This window comes from Pseudomonas sp. X10 (assembly GCF_054889225.1).
The window spans coordinates 549,160-562,440 of record NZ_CM142677.1 but is presented as its reverse complement, the minus strand read 5'-3'; the positions used below and the strand labels follow the sequence as shown (position 1 = coordinate 562,440).

Here is a 13,281-nt window from a genome sequence, read left to right as displayed (position 1 = left end):
CTAGGGGACTCCGTCCAGGCAGCAGCAGGGCCGCGACGCGGCCCATCACCAGCTGACGCTGGGTCCGGCATGGGGTCAGTCCAGTTCCTGAACCTTGTGCACCACACGCTCCGGGAAAAACAGGCGTTGCAGCTCCAGCCCCGGTTGTTCGGCACGCATGAAGGCTTCGCCGACCAGGAAGGAGTACACCTCGTTGATCTCCATCAGTTCCACATCAGCGCGGTTGAGGATGCCACTCTCGGTGATTGCCAGGCGCTCGCGGGGAATGCGCGGCAACAGGTCGAGAGTGGTATCCAGGCTGACCTCGAAGGTATGCAGGTTGCGGTTGTTGACGCCGACCAACGGGGTGTCGAGGGTCTGCAAGGCACGCTCCAGCTCGTCGCCGTCGTGCACTTCCACCAGGACGTCGAGCCCGACGTCCTTGGCCGTGGCCGCCAGCTCGGCCATCTTCACGTCATCCAGCGCAGCAACGATCAGCAATACGCAATCGGCACCCAGCGCGCGAGCCTCAACGATCTGGTACGGATCGATCATGAAATCCTTGCGGATCACCGGCAGTTGGCAAGCAGCGCGCGCCTGCTGCAGGTAGGCATCAGCCCCCTGGAAATAGTCGACATCGGTCAGCACAGACAGGCAAGTAGCACCGCCCTTCTCATAGCTGACCGCGATCTCCGCTGGCACGAAGTGCTCACGGATCACCCCTTTGCTCGGTGACGCCTTCTTGATCTCGGCGATCACTGCTGGCTGCTTGCGCCTGGCCTGCTCGATCAAGGCGTTGGCAAAGCCACGGGGCGCGTCAGCCGTCCTGGCCAGACGCTCCAGTTCATCCAGACTGACCCGAGCGCTGCGCTCGGCCACTTCCTCGGCCTTACGGGCAAGGATCTTTTCCAGCACCGTCGGTACGCTCATGCTTCGTTCTCCTGCTTGAATACCGCGGTGAAGGCTCCCAGCTCCTGCAGCTTTTCCCAGGCCAGGCCGGTGTGCAGCACATCATGCGCCAGCTCCACCCCCGCTTTCAGGCTCATCGCGTTGTCAGCCGCATACAATGCCGCGCCGGCGTTGAGCACGATCATCTCAGCGGCCTTCTGGCCGTTCTCGGTCTTGCGCCGGCCCAGGGCATCGCGGATCAGCTCCAACGAGGCCTGTGGCCCATCCACGGCCAGGCCATGCAGGCTCTGGCTCTTGATTCCCAGGTCCTCTGGCTCGACCCAGTATTCGGTGATCTCGTCATTCTTCAACTCGGCCACGAAGGTAGGGGCCGCCAGGCTGAATTCATCCAGGCCATCCTTCGAATGCACCACTAACACATGCTTGCTGCCCAGACGCTGCAGCACCTCGGCCAATGGGCGGCACAGGGCCTGGGTGAAGACCCCGACCACTTGATGCTTCACGCCGGCCGGATTCGTAAGCGGGCCGAGCATGTTGAACAGCGTACGCAGCCCCAGCTCGCGACGCGGACCAGCAGCATGTTTCATCGCGCTGTGGTGGGTTTGGGCGAACATGAAGCCTATCCCCAGGCTGTCGATGCAACGGGCCACCTGTACGGGGGTCAGGTTCAGGTAGATCCCGGCGGCCTCCAGCAGGTCGGCACTGCCGCTCTTGCCTGATACCGCCCGATTGCCGTGCTTGGCCACCGGGCAGCCAGCAGCGGCCAGAACAAAGGCAGATGCGGTGGAGACGTTGAAGATGTTGGCACCATCGCCTCCAGTGCCGACGATGTCTACCACGCCATCAAGGCTCTGCAGCTCGACCTTGTCGGCCAGCTCGCGCATCACCGAGACGGCACCGACAATCTCGTCGATACTCTCGCTCTTCATGCGCATGCCCATCAGGAAGGCGCCGATCTGCGCCTCGGTGCATTGCCCGGTCATGATCTGGCGCATGACATCACGCATTTCCTCGGTAGTCAGGTCCAGATGGCCGACGATGCGGCTCAGCGCACTCTTGATATCCATGTTCGATCCTTAGCGGCGGCCGCCGGTCTGCTTGAGGAAATTGGCGAACAGTTCGTGGCCCTGCTCGGTGAGGATGGATTCAGGGTGGAACTGCACCCCTTCGATGTTCAGGGTCTTGTGACGCAAGCCCATGATCTCGTCGACCGAGCCGTCTTCCAGCGCGGTCCAGGCCGTCACTTCCAAGCAGTCGGGCAAGGTCTCGCGCTTGACCACCAGAGAATGGTAGCGGGTTACCGTCAGTGGGTTGTTCAGGCCGGCGAACACACCCAGGTCACGGTGGAACACCGGGCTGGTCTTGCCATGCATCACCTGGCGCGCACGCACCACATCGCCGCCAAAGGCCTGGCCGATGGACTGGTGGCCCAGGCACACGCCAAGAATCGGCAGCTTGCCAGCGAAATGCAGGATGGCTTCGATGGAAACGCCCGCCTCGCTCGGTGTGCAGGGGCCGGGAGAGACCACAATGCGTTCCGGGTTGAGGGCTTCGATCTGGGCGATGGTCATTTCGTCATTGCGAATGACCTTGACCTGCGCACCCAGCTCGCCGAGGTACTGCACGACGTTGTAGGTGAAAGAGTCGTAGTTGTCGATCATCAGTAACATCTGGGTTCAACCTCTTGAATCTACTGACTTTTGATTCGAACCTTCCGCTTCCGGCCACAGACGTGGACGGCCCGCGTGACGCGGCGGGTGAAGCAATCAGGAAGGCAAACGGGGACGGGCCGGACAGGCCGGCAAAAGATAAAGTCAGGCGCGCCAACGCCAACGGGCGTGGGCCTTGATTACGCGCATCAAGAGTTTGCTGACGATCAACACGGGGTAGGTCTCGTTCATACGTCCCGGCACAGTAGCCTACCGCAGCGGCAGGTGCAATATGGCCGCAAGCATGGTGAAACGAATGACTTTGGAAACAATGCCCACGGCTTTGCTATGGTCAATCGGTTGATACCTATAAAAACAATGAAAAAGGACAGTCACCATGAGGAAACCGCCGTTCTTTCGCTCCCTGCTCGGCCTGCTGGCCCTGGCTTGCAGCCAAGCGATCGCCGCCCCCTCACCCTACTCCACGCTCATCGTCTTCGGCGACAGCCTCAGCGATGCGGGCCAGTTCCCGGACCTGGCCGGTTCATCAGACGGCATGCGTTTCACCAACCGCACAGCGGATGGCACGTACGCCGCAGTCTCACCCATGATCCTCGGAGCAAAGCTGGGCGTCTCACCCACTGAACTCGGCCCCTCCACTTCCCTGACCAACGCCCTCTCTGGCCAACCGGACGGCAACAACTGGGCCGTCGGAGGCTACCGTACCGACCAGATCCTCGATTCGATCACCGGCACCTCGCAAGTGGCCATCCCACCGGGCAACCCCGGTGCCGGGACCGTGCTGCGAGAGCGTCCCGGCTACCTGGCAGGAGGCCTGCACGCCGACCCGAACGCACTTTACTACCTGACCGGCGGCGGCAACGACTTCCTCCAAGGCCTGGTCAACAGCCCCGCCGATGCCGCGGCCGCCGGCACCCGCCTGGCGGCAAGCGCCCAGGCCCTGCAACAAGGTGGCGCACGCTACATCATGGTCTGGCTGCTACCGGACCTGGGCCAAACGCCAAACTTCAGCGGCAGCCCGATGCAAGGCCCGCTGTCCCAGCTCTCCCAGGTGTTCAACCAAGCCCTGGTCGGTCAGTTGGAGCAGATCGATGCGCAGATCATCCCATTGAACGTTCCCGTGCTGCTCGAGGAAGCCCTCGCCGATCCCGCGCAGTATGGCCTGGCCGCCGGCCAGGACCTGGTCGGCACCTGCTACAGCGGCGACAGTTGCGTGGAGAACCCGGTCTACGGCGCCAACGGCGCTACGCCCGATCCTACCAAGTTGCTGTTCAACGACTCGGTGCACCCGACGATCGCCGGCCAGCAACTGATTGCCGACTATGGCTATTCGATCCTTTCCGCCCCCTGGGAACTGACCCTGCTGCCGGAAATCGCCCATGCCAGCCTGCGCGCCCACCAGGATGAGCTGCGCAACCAGTGGCAAACCCCATGGCAAAACGTAGGCCAGTGGCAGGCAATTATCGCCACCGGCGCCCAAGACCTGGACTTCGACAGCCAGAGCAGCGCGGCCAGCGGCGATGGCCGCGGCTACAACCTGACCTTCGGCGGCAGCTATCGTCTCGACGAAGCCTGGCGCATCGGTTTGGCGGCAGGGGTCTATCACCAGAAGCTGGAGGCTGGAGCGCAAGATTCCGACTACAAGCTCGACAGCTACCTGGCCACGGCCTTCGCCCAGTTCCAGCAGAACCGCTGGTGGGCCGACGCCGCGCTGACTGTCGGGCACCTGGACTACACCGACCTCAAGCGTACCTTCGCCTTGGGCGTGAACAACCGCAGCGAGAAAGGCGACACCGATGGCGAAACCTGGGCACTGGCCGGACGCCTGGGCTTCAACCTCGCCGCGGCCGGCAGCCCATGGCAACTGTCGCCCTTCGTCAGTGCCGACTATGCGCGGGTCAAGGTCGACAGCTATTCCGAGAAGAGCAACCGCTCCACCGCTCTCGAGTTCGACGACCAAGACCGCACCTCCCGTCGCCTCGGCGCGGGCCTGCAAGGCAGCGTGCTGTTCGGGCAAGGTACGAAGCTGTTCGCCGAAGTCGCCCGGGAACACGAATTCGAGGACGACCGTCAGGACCTGACCATGCACCTGACGACGCTGCCAGGCAACGCGTTCACCCTCGACGGCTATACCCCGCACAGCAACCTGACCCGTGCCAGCCTCGGCCTGAGCCATGAACTCACCCCTGGCTTGCACCTGCGCGGCAACTACAACTGGCGCAAAAGCGACGAGCTGACTCAGCAAGGCATCAACCTGGCCCTCAGCCTGGACTTCTGATCGGAGCAGAAAAGAAAACGGCGCTCACTTGGAGCGCCGTTTTTCTTGCCACTTGTCGCTATATAGCCTGTAGCCGAGCATCAGGCCTTGGGCGGCTGCTCCGCCAGGGCCACCGCGCGGAACATGGCGCGGCGCTTGTTGATAGTCTCTTCCCACTCCAGGACCGGCACCGAGTCCGCGACGATGCCACCACCGGCCTGGACGTGCAGTTCGCCGTCCTTGATCACCGCGGTACGGATGGCAATCGCCGTATCCATATTGCCGTTCCACGCCAGGTAACCCACGGCGCCGCCGTAAACACCCCGCTTGACCGGCTCCAGCTCGTCGATGATTTCCATCGCACGGATCTTCGGCGCGCCGGACAGGGTGCCAGCCGGCAGGATCGCCCGCAGCGCATCCATGGCCGTCAGGCCTTGGCGCAACTGGCCGGTAACATTGGAGACGATGTGCATGACGTTCGAATAGCGCTCGATCACCATCTTCTCGGTCAAGCGCACCGAACCGGTCTCGGAGACCCGACCAGTGTCATTGCGCCCCAGATCGATGAGCATCAGGTGCTCGGCGATTTCCTTCTCGTCCGACAGCAGGTCATCTTCCAGCGCCTTGTCGGCCTCTTCGGTGGCACCACGCGGACGGGTTCCGGCGATCGGCCGAACGGTGACCAGGTTGTCCTCGACTCGCACCAGCACCTCGGGCGAGCTGCCGACCACGTGGAAGTCACCGAAGTTGAAGAAGTACATGTACGGGGTTGGGTTGAAACAGCGCAACGCCCGGTACAGATCGATCGGGGCGGCCTTAAAGTCGATGGACATGCGCTGCGACGGCACCACCTGCATGCAGTCACCTGCCAGGATGTACTCCTTGATGGTGTCCACCGCGCGCTCGTAGTCATCCTGTGTGAAGCTGGAGCGGAAAGCCGGCTCGGCCGCCTGCGGCCCGCTCAGGTCCAGGCCCCGGCGTGGGGTGATCGGCTCACGCAGCTTGGCCAGCAGTTCCTGCAGACGGGCTTGGCCCTGTTCGTAGGCCTGCTCCTGGGCCGGGTCCACCAACACGATGGCGTGCATCTTGCCCGCCAGGTTGTCGAACACCACCACCGCGTCGGAGACCATCAACAGGATGTCCGGCACGCCCAGCGGGTCTGGGTTCGGGCACTTGCCCAGGCGTTTCTCGACATAACGCACGCAGTCGTAGCCGAAGTAACCGACCAGGCCACCATTGAAACGCGGCAGGCCCTCGATGTCGGCAACCTTATAGCGATCCTTGAAGGTTTCGACGAAGGCCAGTGGATCTTCCACCTCGTGGCTTTCGATCTCCTCACCGTCGTGACGGATGCTGACCTGGTGATCGTGGACCCGTAGCACAGTGCGCGACGGCAGGCCGATCATCGAGTAACGCCCCCACTTCTCACCACCCTGGACCGACTCGAGCAGGTAGGAGTTGGGCTGGTCGGCCAGTTTCAGGTAGATCGACAGCGGGGTATCGAAGTCGGCCAGGGTTTCACAGGCCAGGGGAATGCGGTTGTAGCCGGCAGCGGCCAGGCGCAGGAATTCTTCGCGGGTCATAGTTAGCCTCGTGGCAAGCAGCAATGGGGTCAGGCAAGCGGACGGGCCGGCAAGCGCCGGCGGGCAGGAGTCAGGCGCGCCAGCGCCAACGGGCCAGGGCCTTGATGACTTTCATCCAGAATTTGCCAGTAACCGCCACGGTGGACTCTCTGTCTTGTGAGGCTTGAAGGTCCGCCAACGTTATCCCAGTGGCCGGGACTAAGCAACCAGGCAGCAGTGAGCGCAGGTCATCGATGACCAGGCTGGGCGACTCTTCATTGATCGGCCTACCGTGGTTGTAGCCATAGGTGAGCCCTACACACTTGACCCCGGCCGCTTTCGCCGCCAGCACATCGCTGCGCGAATCGCCAACGAACAGCGCCTGTTCGGCCGAAACACCGGCCATCTGCATGACGAACAGCAGCGCGGCAGGATCGGGCTTCTTTTGCGGCAGAGTGTCCCCGCCGATGATCCAGCGGAAGTAGCGGCCGATCTTCATCTGGTCCAGCAATGGGCCGACGAAGCGCTCGGGCTTGTTGGTGATCAGCGCCATCTCCACACCCTGCTTGCGCAGCCACTTGAGGGTGTCGCGCACCCCGGGGTAGACCACGGTCAGGTCGTGCTGATCGGCATAGGCCTGCATAAAGAGTTCGAGGCCACGTTCGGCCTCGTCGTCGTCCACAGCTTCGTGGTCCAGTCCTCCGGCCAAAGCCCGGCGGACCAGGACCTGGGCGCCATTGCCGACCCAGTGGCGCACAGCCGCAAGGCCTGCCGGCTGGCGTCCCATCTCGAGCAGCATGCGATCCACGGCTGCGGCCAGGTCCGGCACGGAGTCGATCAGGGTACCGTCCAGATCGAACATCACCAGCCTGGGCAGTGTTCCGGGAAACAGCTGCTCGAAGCCACTCATGGGCGGGCCAGGGCCATTTCGGCGCGCATCTTGGCGATGACTTCCTGGTAGTCCGGCGCGTTGAAGATCGCCGAGCCCGCCACGAAGGTATCTGCGCCTGCGGCGGTAATCTCGCGGATGTTGTTGACGTTGACGCCGCCGTCGATTTCCAGGCGGATATCACGACCGCTGGCGTCGATCAGGGCGCGCGCTTCGCGCAGCTTGTCGAGGGTGCCAGGGATGAACTTCTGCCCGCCGAAACCTGGGTTAACGCTCATCAGCAAGACCATGTCGATCTTGTCCATCACGTACTTCAGCGCATCCAGGCCGGTGGCCGGGTTGAACACCAGGCCGGCCTTGCAGCCACCGTCGCGGATCAGTTGCAACGAGCGGTCGATGTGCACAGTGGCGTCCGGATGGAAGGTGATGTAGCTGGCACCTGCCTCGATGAAGTCGCCGATGATACGGTCGACCGGGCTGACCATCAGGTGCACGTCGATCGGCGCGGTCACGCCGTACTTGCGCAAGGCGCTGCAAACCATCGGGCCGATGGTCAGGTTGGGCACGTAGTGGTTGTCCATCACATCGAAGTGGACGATGTCGGCCCCGGCGGCCAGCACCTTGTCGACATCCTCACCCAGGCGGGCGAAATCGGCGGAAAGAATGGAGGGGGCAATAGCGTAGGGCTGCATGGCGCACCTGTTGGCAGAGTCACGGTGGCGCGCATTGTAACCCAGGCTGGGGTGATGAGGCTGCTCGGTATCAAAGGACAGTTCCGTCCCTGTAACGGGCTTGCCCGCTACAGGGACAGCGCCGCTTCAACCCGGCTGCTGGGTCCGCAGCTTCTCGCTGCGCCCACGCAGCCACTCCAGCGTCAGCAACAGCACTACCGAGAAGCCGATCAGCAGCGTCGCGGCGGCGGCGATGGTCGGGCTCAGGTTCTCGCGGATACCACTGAACATCTGCCGTGGCAGGGTGGCCTGCTCGGGCCCGGCGAGGAACAGGGTCACCACCACTTCATCGAAGGACGTGGCGAAGGCGAACAGCGCCCCGGAGATGACGCCAGGGGCGATCAACGGCAAAGTCACCCGGCGAAAGCTGGTCAACGGCGAGGCGCCCAGGCTGGCCGCCGCGCGCACCAGGTTGTAGTTGAAGCCCTGCAGGGTCGCCGACACGGTGATGATGACGAAGGGCACTCCCAGCACGGCATGCACCAGGATCAGCGAGATGAAGCTGTTGCCCATGCCCAGCGGAGCGAAGAACAGATAGCTGGCCACACCGATGATCACCACCGGCACCACCATGGGTGAAATGACCAAGGCCATGATCAACGACTTGCCTGGAAATTCGCCACGGGTCAGACCGATGGAGGCCAGGGTGCCGAAGACCATGGCCAGCACCGTGGCCGCCGGGGCGACGATGATGCTGTTCCTCAGGGCGCGCATCCACTCTGCGGAGCCGAAGAAGTCCTGGTACCACTGCAACGAGAACCCCTGCAGCGGATAGACCAGAAAGCTGCCGCTGTTGAACGACAGCGGCACGATCACCAATACCGGTAACACCAGAAACAACAGGACCAGGCCGCAAAAGATGCGCAGGCTGTAGAACCAGATCCGCTCCACGGGCGACATGTAAGGACTCAGCATGACAAGGCTCCTCAGCTCAGGCGCAGGCGGCTGGCGCCAACCAGCCAGCTATAGATCAGGTAAAGCACCACGGTTGCCAGCAGCAGCAACCCGCCCAACGCGGTGGCCATGCCCCAGTTGATGCTGGTGTTGGTGTAGAAGGCGACGAAATAGCTGACCATCTGGTCGTTCGGGCTACCGAGCAGCGCCGGGGTGATGTAGTAACCGATGGAAATGATGAACACCAGCAGGCAACCTGCGCCAACACCAGCATAGGTCTGCGGGAAATACACCCGCCAGAAGCTGGCGAACGGATGGCAGCCGAGGGAGATCGCCGCACGCATATAGCTGGGCGAAATGCCCTTCATCACGCTGTACAGCGGCAGGATCATGAACGGCAGCAGGATATGGACCATGGAGATGTACACGCCCGTGCGGTTGAACACCAGTTCCAAGGGCTGGTCGATGATGCCCAGGGCCATCAGGGCGCTGTTGATCAGGCCGCCGGACTGCAATAACACGATCCACGCCGCCACCCTTACCAGGATCGAGGTCCAGAACGGCAGCAGTACCAGAATCATCAGCAAGTTGCTCTGCCGGGTTGGCAGGTTGGCCAACAAGTAGGCCAGTGGATAAGCCAGCACCAGGCAGATTCCGGTGATCACCACACCCATCCACAGGGTACGGGCGAAGATATCGAGGTAAATGGCCTGGTCAGGCGTAGCTCGCGCCAACTCGCCCAGGTCGTCGATACGGTGGTCCAGCGCTGCCAGCAGGTAGAACGGCGTGACGGTGCTGGTGTTGCGGCGGATCGCTTGCCAGTAGGCCGGGTCGCCCCAACGCTCGTCGAGCGTCTGCAACGCCTCTTTGTAGGAGCCTGGCTCGTCTTGGAACGGCAAGGCCCGGGCAGTCTTGGCCAACAGGCTGCGGTAACCGGCCAGTTCCATGTTCAGACGTTTGGACAGGTCACCCAGGGTCTGGTTCTTGCGCGACTCGGCCAGGTCCTGGCTCAGGGCCTTGTAGACCTCCTCGCCGGGCAGGCTCTTGCCATCCCACTGGGAAACGGCCTCGACAGTACGCGGCAAGCCAGCCACCACTTCCGGATTACCGACACTTTTGTATAGCAGCGCGGCGATCGGCACCAGGAACACCAGCAACAGGAACAGCGCCAACGGTGCGATCAACGCCTGCGCCTTCCAGCGGTTGACCCGCTCGGCACGCGCCAGGCGTTGCTTGAGGTTTGGACCGGCGCCTTCTTTGAGGGGCACTGCGATGGCCATAGCGAACTCCGAAAATCTGGGAAACACAGGAGCGCCAGCCCGTAGGCGGCGCCCCAATGGCGCGGCTTACTTACGGGCTGCCCACGCGTTGAAGCGTTGCTCCAGTTGCTCACTGTTGTCGGCCCAGAAGGCCACATCGATCTGCACCTGGTTGGCGATGTTTTCCGGAGTGGTCGGCATGTCCTTCTTGACCTCGTCGGACAGCAGGCTCACCGCCTTGGTGTTCGCCGGTCCATAGGCGATGTTCTCGGAGTACACCTTCTGCTGCTCGGGCTGGACCGTATGGGCAATGAACTGCTTGGCCTGCTCGATATCCTTGGCGCCCTTCGGAATGGCCCAGGCATCGAAGTCATAGATGCCGCCGTTCCACACCACCTTCAGGTTGCTCTCTTTCTGCACCGCAGCGATGCGGCCGTTGTAGGCCGAACTCATGACCACGTCACCCGAGGCCAGGTACTGGGGCGGCTGGGCGCCCGCTTCCCACCACTGGATGCTTGGCTTGAGCTGGTCGAGTTTCTTGAAGGCGCGGTCCTGGCCTTCCTTGGTACCGAGCACCTTGTACACGTCCTTCGGCTCGACGCCGTCGGCCATCAGGGCGAACTCCAGGGTGTACTTGGCGCCCTTGCGCAGGCCACGCTTGCCTGGGAATTTTTCTGTGTCCCAGAAATCGGCCCAACTGGTCGGCGCGGCATTGAGCTTATCGGCGTTGTAGGCCAGCACCGTGGACCAAACGAAGAAGCCTATGCCACACGGCTGGATGGCCCCTGGCACGTAGTCAGCCTCATCACCGAACAGGGCCGGGTCGAGCTCTTCGAACATGCCCTCGTCACAGCCACGGGCGAGCTCCGGCGACTCCACTTCCACCAGGTTCCAGGACACGCTCTTGGTGTCGACCATGGCTTTGACCTTGGCCATCTCACCGTTGTACTCGCCAGCGACGATCTTGCCCTTGCCGGCCTTTTCCCACGGATCGTAGAACGCCTTGACCTGGGCGGCCTTGTTCGCCCCACCGAAGGAAATCACCGTCAAGTCGGCGGCCAAGGCCTGGCCAGCGGCGAACAGGCCAAGGGCCAGGGCGGTCAGTTTCAACTGCTTGCGCATTATTATTCTCTCCACAGTACAGGGTTGGTGAAGCAAACCATCAATGGGCTTCGGCAATCGGATCGAGCGCGCGGGCGTGCTCCACCTCCCAGCCAAGCGGTACTACATCGCCCACGGCCAAGGCCGGGTCGAGCTCGGCAATCGGCTGTTTCACGAAGAAATCGGCCTTGCCACAAACCTCCAGGCGCACCCGCACGTGGTCACCCAGGTAGATGAACTCGGCCACCCGGCCGGAGAAGCGGTTGATGCAGCTTTCGCTATGGCCATTGAGGCGCACGCGCTCGGGCCGGATCGACAAGGTCACCGGCTCGCCAGCCTCACCGACGTTGACCGCCAGCGCCTCGACCCGCTCGCCTCGAGGCAACTGCACCTGGCAACGGTCGCCGGTGTGTCCGAGCAGGATGCCGTTGAGGCGGTTGTTCTCGCCGATGAAGTTGGCGACGAAGGTGTTCTTCGGCTCTTCATAGAGGGTGCGTGGGTCGGCGATCTGCTGGATCTCGCCCTGATGGAACACCGCCACCCGGTCGGACATGGTCAGCGCCTCGCCTTGGTCGTGGGTCACGTAGACGACGGTCACGCCCAAGCGCTGGTGGATGTGCTTGATCTCCATCTGCATATGTTCACGCAGTTGCTTGTCGAGGGCGCCAAGCGGCTCGTCCATCAGCACCAGCTGTGGCTCGAACACCAGGGCACGGGCCAGCGCCACACGCTGCTGCTGGCCACCAGACAACTGGCCTGGGTAGCGTTTGGCAAAGGCATCCAGCTGGACCATAGCCAGCACCCGCTTGACCCGCTCGCTGATGTCGGTCTTGCTCAGGTTGCGCACGCTCAGGGGGAAGGCCAGGTTCTCCGCCACGGTCATGTGCGGGAACAGCGCATAGTTCTGGAAGACCATGCCAATATCACGCTTGTGCGGCGGCACATTGTTGATCGAGCGCCCGTCCAGTTGGATCTCGCCAGCAGTGGGTGTCTCGAAGCCGGCCAACATCATCAGGCTGGTGGTCTTGCCCGAGCCGGACGGGCCGAGCAACGTGAGGAATTCACCCTTGCGGATATCCAGGTTGAGGTCCTTGACGATCAGCGACTCACCGTCGTAGCTCTTCTGCACACCACGGAAGCTGACCAGCACATCGCCAGCCGCAGCGTTCGAATTCACCTCACTCATACCTGCACCTTCTTGTTGGATGACTGCCGTGTCCAAAGACTAGTGAAGGTGCAAGCGCCCGGAAATCGGGGGTACTGAGAGAATGCCATCAGCCGGATGGAAGGGTTCTTGTAGGGATTGCCCTACAAGAATGACGTTTTCGGACAAGCCGTCCCAAGATTCACGCGGACCTGTAGGCGCGGGACCAGCAGACATGTCGCAATCAGGACATTCAGATCAGCTTGTGCTCCATGGCGTACTTCACCAGTTCAGCCAGGGAGTTCACCTTGAGCTTCTGCATCAACCGCGCTTTGTGGGTACTGATGGTCTTGTTGCTCAGTGCCAGTTGCTGGGCAATGTCGTTGACGTTGGCGCCTTGGGCCAGGCGCTCGAACACCGAAAACTCCCGCTCCGACAGCAGCGAGTGCAACGGACGTGTCTCAGTCAGCCCGACTTCGAAAACCATTCGATCGGCCAATGCCGGGTCGATGTAACGGCCACCACCGGCAACCCGGCGAATGGCGGTGAGCAGCAAGGCCGGATCGCTGTCCTTGGTGGCGTAGCCCGCCGCGCCGATCTTCAGGGCACGGGCGGCCATCTGGGCTTCGTCGTGCATGGACAACACCAGGATGGCAGGCGGATTGTTCAGGGCGCGGATCCGCGGAATGGCTTCCAGGCCATTGACGCCGGGCATGGAGATGTCCAGCAGGACCACTTCGCAGGGCGTATGACGCAAGTTTTCTAGCAATTGCTCACCGTTGCCGGCCTCGCCCACCACTTGCATGTCCTTGGCCAGGCCGATCAGTTGCTTGATGCCTTCACGAACAATGGTGTGGTCTTCGGCCACCAGCACTCGAATCACGGT

At 62.5% G+C, this 13,281-nt stretch carries 12 protein-coding genes; 1 reads left to right on the top strand and 11 read right to left on the bottom strand.

The window, feature by feature from the left end:
* Positions 1 to 75: 75 nt before the first annotated feature.
* From trpC to ACYU03_RS02560, 3 genes are read right to left on the bottom strand one after another with little or no spacing between them, the layout of a single operon-like run.
* Positions 76 to 909 (bottom strand): indole-3-glycerol phosphate synthase TrpC, encoded by an 834-nt coding sequence (gene trpC, locus ACYU03_RS02570; protein WP_461887982.1) that lies wholly within the window; start codon positions 907 to 909, stop codon positions 76 to 78.
* Positions 906 to 1,955, bottom strand: a complete 1,050-nt coding sequence (gene trpD / locus ACYU03_RS02565) for an anthranilate phosphoribosyltransferase (RefSeq protein WP_461887981.1) — start codon at positions 1,953 to 1,955, stop codon at positions 906 to 908. The genes trpC and trpD overlap by 4 nt, the downstream gene beginning before the upstream one ends.
* Before the next feature lie 9 nt (positions 1,956 to 1,964).
* Entirely contained in the window at positions 1,965 to 2,558 is a 594-nt protein-coding gene (locus tag ACYU03_RS02560; RefSeq protein ID WP_461887980.1) for an aminodeoxychorismate/anthranilate synthase component II, read from the bottom strand.
* A 376-nt stretch (positions 2,559 to 2,934) separates the two neighbouring features.
* On the opposite strand from ACYU03_RS02560, the gene estP reads away from it, so the two are divergent.
* Positions 2,935 to 4,836 (top strand): esterase EstP, encoded by a 1,902-nt coding sequence (gene estP, locus ACYU03_RS02555; RefSeq protein WP_461887979.1) that lies wholly within the window; start codon positions 2,935 to 2,937, stop codon positions 4,834 to 4,836.
* A gap of 80 nt (positions 4,837 to 4,916) precedes the next feature.
* On the opposite strand, the gene trpE is transcribed toward estP, so the two are convergent.
* From trpE to ACYU03_RS02515, 8 genes are all read right to left on the bottom strand, one after another.
* Positions 4,917 to 6,398 carry an anthranilate synthase component I gene (gene trpE, locus ACYU03_RS02550; RefSeq protein ID WP_461887978.1) on the bottom strand — a complete coding sequence of 494 codons (1,482 nt, stop codon included), beginning with the start codon at positions 6,396 to 6,398 and terminating at the stop codon, positions 4,917 to 4,919.
* A 70-nt stretch (positions 6,399 to 6,468) separates the two neighbouring features.
* Complete coding sequence (locus tag ACYU03_RS02545) at positions 6,469 to 7,287, bottom strand: phosphoglycolate phosphatase (protein ID WP_461887977.1); 819 nt, start codon at positions 7,285 to 7,287, stop codon at positions 6,469 to 6,471.
* Positions 7,284 to 7,958: a ribulose-phosphate 3-epimerase gene (gene rpe / locus ACYU03_RS02540; protein WP_461887976.1), complete on the bottom strand. Its 675-nt coding sequence runs from the start codon at positions 7,956 to 7,958 to the stop codon at positions 7,284 to 7,286. The genes ACYU03_RS02545 and rpe overlap by 4 nt, the downstream gene beginning before the upstream one ends.
* A 126-nt stretch (positions 7,959 to 8,084) precedes the next feature.
* Positions 8,085 to 8,912, bottom strand: a complete 828-nt coding sequence (locus ACYU03_RS02535; protein WP_461887975.1) for an ABC transporter permease — start codon at positions 8,910 to 8,912, stop codon at positions 8,085 to 8,087.
* An 11-nt stretch (positions 8,913 to 8,923) separates the two neighbouring features.
* Entirely contained in the window at positions 8,924 to 10,171 is a 1,248-nt protein-coding gene (locus ACYU03_RS02530) for an ABC transporter permease (protein WP_461887974.1), read from the bottom strand.
* Between the two features lie 66 nt (positions 10,172 to 10,237).
* On the bottom strand, positions 10,238 to 11,272 hold the full coding sequence (locus ACYU03_RS02525) for an ABC transporter substrate-binding protein (RefSeq protein WP_461887973.1): 1,035 nt from the start codon (positions 11,270 to 11,272) through the stop codon (positions 10,238 to 10,240).
* A gap of 40 nt (positions 11,273 to 11,312) precedes the next feature.
* Positions 11,313 to 12,437 carry an ABC transporter ATP-binding protein gene (locus ACYU03_RS02520; protein WP_461887972.1) on the bottom strand — a complete coding sequence of 375 codons (1,125 nt, stop codon included), beginning with the start codon at positions 12,435 to 12,437 and terminating at the stop codon, positions 11,313 to 11,315.
* A 211-nt stretch (positions 12,438 to 12,648) separates the two neighbouring features.
* Complete coding sequence (locus ACYU03_RS02515) at positions 12,649 to 13,278, bottom strand: response regulator (protein ID WP_461887971.1); 630 nt, start codon at positions 13,276 to 13,278, stop codon at positions 12,649 to 12,651.
* Between the last annotated feature and the right edge of the window lie 3 nt (positions 13,279 to 13,281).